The organism is Secundilactobacillus pentosiphilus (assembly GCF_002217985.1).
GTDB lineage: Bacteria > Bacillota > Bacilli > Lactobacillales > Lactobacillaceae > Secundilactobacillus > Secundilactobacillus pentosiphilus.
Genome location: NZ_BCMI01000074.1, coordinates 1 through 286, shown reverse-complemented (window position 1 = coordinate 286; position 286 = coordinate 1). Strand labels below are relative to the sequence as shown.

The window sequence follows — 286 nt, the reverse complement described above, 5'->3', positions numbered from 1 at the left end:
ACTTGTTGTGCAGTGACACCGAATGAGAAGACCGTGTGGTGACCACCACCGTTTTGGATCCATTGGGTAGCACCGTTCTTCAGGCCAGCCTTTGGTGTCCACAGTTGCTTAGCAACTGGCAGCTTTGGCGTTTCGTCAGCTTTGTTACCAGCAACTTCGTACATGATCATGCGGTATTCATCGCCAAAGTCAGCTAAGGTAACGTCAACGGCATCACCTTCGCCACCGGCGAAGACTAGACGTGCAGGATCTTCACGGTCACCAATGTCTAGTGGGTGAACTTCAA

At 51.4% G+C, this 286-nt stretch carries 1 pseudogene; it reads right to left on the bottom strand.

The annotated features are described in order from the left end of the window. Positions 1 to 286 (bottom strand): annotated as a pseudogene (locus CES81_RS13105) (L-arabinose isomerase); the annotation flags it as partial.